Source organism: Hydrogenophaga sp. (assembly GCF_036675665.1).
GTDB lineage: Bacteria > Pseudomonadota > Gammaproteobacteria > Burkholderiales > Burkholderiaceae_C > Hydrogenophaga.
The window spans coordinates 1-2,355 of sequence record NZ_JAKFEO010000050.1 but is presented as its reverse complement, the minus strand read 5'-3'; the positions used below and the strand labels follow the sequence as shown (position 1 = coordinate 2,355).

Sequence of the window (2,355 nt, the reverse complement as noted above, 5' to 3'; positions counted from 1 at the left end):
CGGCGCGCGCAGCGTGGCCTATGGCGACCCTGCCGCCACCGGTTTCCTGGAACTGCGTTTCATGGCCGCCAATGCCGACGTGCAGCCGGGCGACCTGCTCACGACCAGTGGTGTGGACGGCGTATATCCGCCCGGCCTCCCGGTGGCGCGTGTCAAAAAGGTGGAACGCCGCGCCGATGCCGGCTTCGCGCGGATCACGTGCTCGCCCGAGGCGCTGGTGGACGGCGCGCGGCACGTGATGGTGCTCAAGGCGGGCCCCGCCAACCTCCCGCTGCGCGTGGTCCCCGAGGATGCAACTCCCCTGAAGAAGGGAAGGCCGCTGAAATGATCATGCGACCGGGCCAGCAGCTTTTGCTGCCGGCCAATCCACTCTTCATCTGGGGCAGCCTGCTGCTGGCGCTGGTCGTCAACATGCTGCCGCTCGGCCGGGTGCCCTGGATGCCCGACGTGCTGGCCCTGGTGCTGGTGTTCTGGAGCGTGCACCAGCCCCTGCGCGTGGGCATCGGCGCTGCCTTCGTGTTCGGGCTGGCCATGGACGTGCACCAGGCGGCGCTGCTGGGGCAACACGCGCTGGCCTACACGGCGCTCAGCTTTTTTGCGATCACGATCCACAGGCGACTGCTGTGGTTCAGCGTGCCCTCGCAGGCGGTGCAGGTGCTGCCGCTGTTTTTCGCCGCCCACGCCATCGAGCTGGCCGTGCGGATGCTGGCGGGCGGCATATTCCCCGGCTTCAGCGTGCTGCTGGCACCGCTGATCGAGGCAGTGCTGTGGCCGGTGGTCAGCGTCGCGCTGCTGGCGCCTCAGCGGCGCGCGCCCGATCCCGATGCCAACCGGCCGCTATAGAACTTTGCGCCCGCCGCCGAGTCGCACAGTCTTCATCCCAGCCATGCACACTTTGAAGCCATGACCGAACTGCGCAACGTCGAAGCCGACCTATCGCGTTTTCGCGTACGCGTCTTCGTCGTCAGCATCGTCGTGCTGGTGGCTTTCCTGCTGCTGGCCAGCCGGCTGGTGTACCTGCAGGTGGTGCGGCACACCGACCTGAGCCAGCAGGCCGAGAGCAACCGCACGTCGATCGTCCCGGTTGTGCCCAATCGCGGGCTGATCCTGGACCGCAACGGCATCGTACTGGCCACCAACTACTCGGCCTACACGCTGGAAATCATGCCCTCGCGCATCACGGCCAGCCTGGACAAGACGATCGAGGCGCTATCACAGGTGATCGACATCCAGCCGCGCGACAAGCGACGCTTCAAGAAGCTGCTGGAGGAATCCAAGAGCTTCGAGTCGCTGCCCATCCGCACGCGCCTGACGGACGAGGAGGTGGCGCGCTTCGCCGCGCAGAGCTATCGCTTCCCCGGCGTGGACATCAAGGCGCGGCTGTTCCGCAGCTACCCCTATGGCGAGCTGGCAAGCCACGTGATCGGCTACATCGGGCGGGTGAACCAGTCCGAGAAGAAGCTGATGGAGGACTGGCCCGAAGACAAGCAGGCCAACTACCGCGGCACGGAGTACATCGGCAAGCTGGGCATCGAACAGAGCTACGAAGAACAACTGCATGGCATCACCGGGGTAGAGCAGGTTGAAACTTCGGCTGGCGGGCGGGCTGTGCGCAAGCTCGCGAGCAACCCGGCGACGCCCGGCAACACCGTGGTGATGTCCATCGACATCAAGTTGCAGAAGCTCGTCGAAGACCTGTACGGCGACCGCCGCGGCGCGATGGTGGCGTTGGACCCCAAGACCGGCGAAATACTGGCTTTCGTCAGCAAGCCCACGTTCGACCCGAACCTGTTCGTGGACGGCATCGACAGCGAGAACTGGGTGGCGCTGAACGAGTCGCTGGACAAGCCCCTGCTCAACCGTGCGCTGCGCGGCACCTACGCGCCCGGCTCGACTTACAAGCCCTTCATGGCGCTGGCCGCGCTCGAGACTGGTAAACGCACCCCGCAGCAGGCCATCTCCGATCCCGGCTTTTTCATGTTCGGTGGCCACCGCTTTCGCGACGACAAGGAGGGCGGCCACGGCGTCGTGGACATGTACAAGTCGATCGTGCATTCGTGCGACACCTACTACTACGTGCTGGCCAACGACATGGGTGTGGACCTGATGCACGACATGCTCGGCCGCTATGGATTCGGGGAGCTGACGGGCATCGACATCCAGGGCGAATCGCGGGGACTGCTGCCTTCCACCCGCTGGAAACGCGCGGCGTACCGCAAGACCGAACAGCAAAAATGGTATGCGGGCGAGACGATCTCGCTGGGCATCGGCCAGGGTTACAACAACTTCACCATGCTGCAGCTGGCGCTTGCGACCGGCACGGTGGCCAACAATGGCGTGAAGATGAAGCCTCAC

At 65.2% G+C, this 2,355-nt stretch carries 3 protein-coding genes; all 3 read left to right on the top strand.

What is annotated here, in order from left to right; translation table 11 throughout:
* Positions 1 to 328: rod shape-determining protein MreC (gene mreC / locus V6M63_RS17285; RefSeq protein WP_332743886.1), on the top strand; the 328-nt coding region annotated here is incomplete at its 5' end.
* Positions 325 to 843 (top strand): rod shape-determining protein MreD, encoded by a 519-nt coding sequence (gene mreD, locus V6M63_RS17280; protein WP_332743885.1) that lies wholly within the window; start codon positions 325 to 327, stop codon positions 841 to 843. The genes mreC and mreD, both read left to right, overlap by 4 nt.
* Positions 844 to 903: 60 nt before the next feature.
* A partial coding sequence (mrdA, locus tag V6M63_RS17275; protein ID WP_332743883.1) for a penicillin-binding protein 2 occupies positions 904 to 2,355 on the top strand: 1,452 nt, incomplete at its 3' end.

Excerpts from the sequence above, each read along its gene's own strand:
- mreD (WP_332743885.1), top strand. The coding sequence starts at position 325 with ATGATCATGCGACCGGGCCAGCAGCTTTTGCTGCCGGCCAATCCACTC.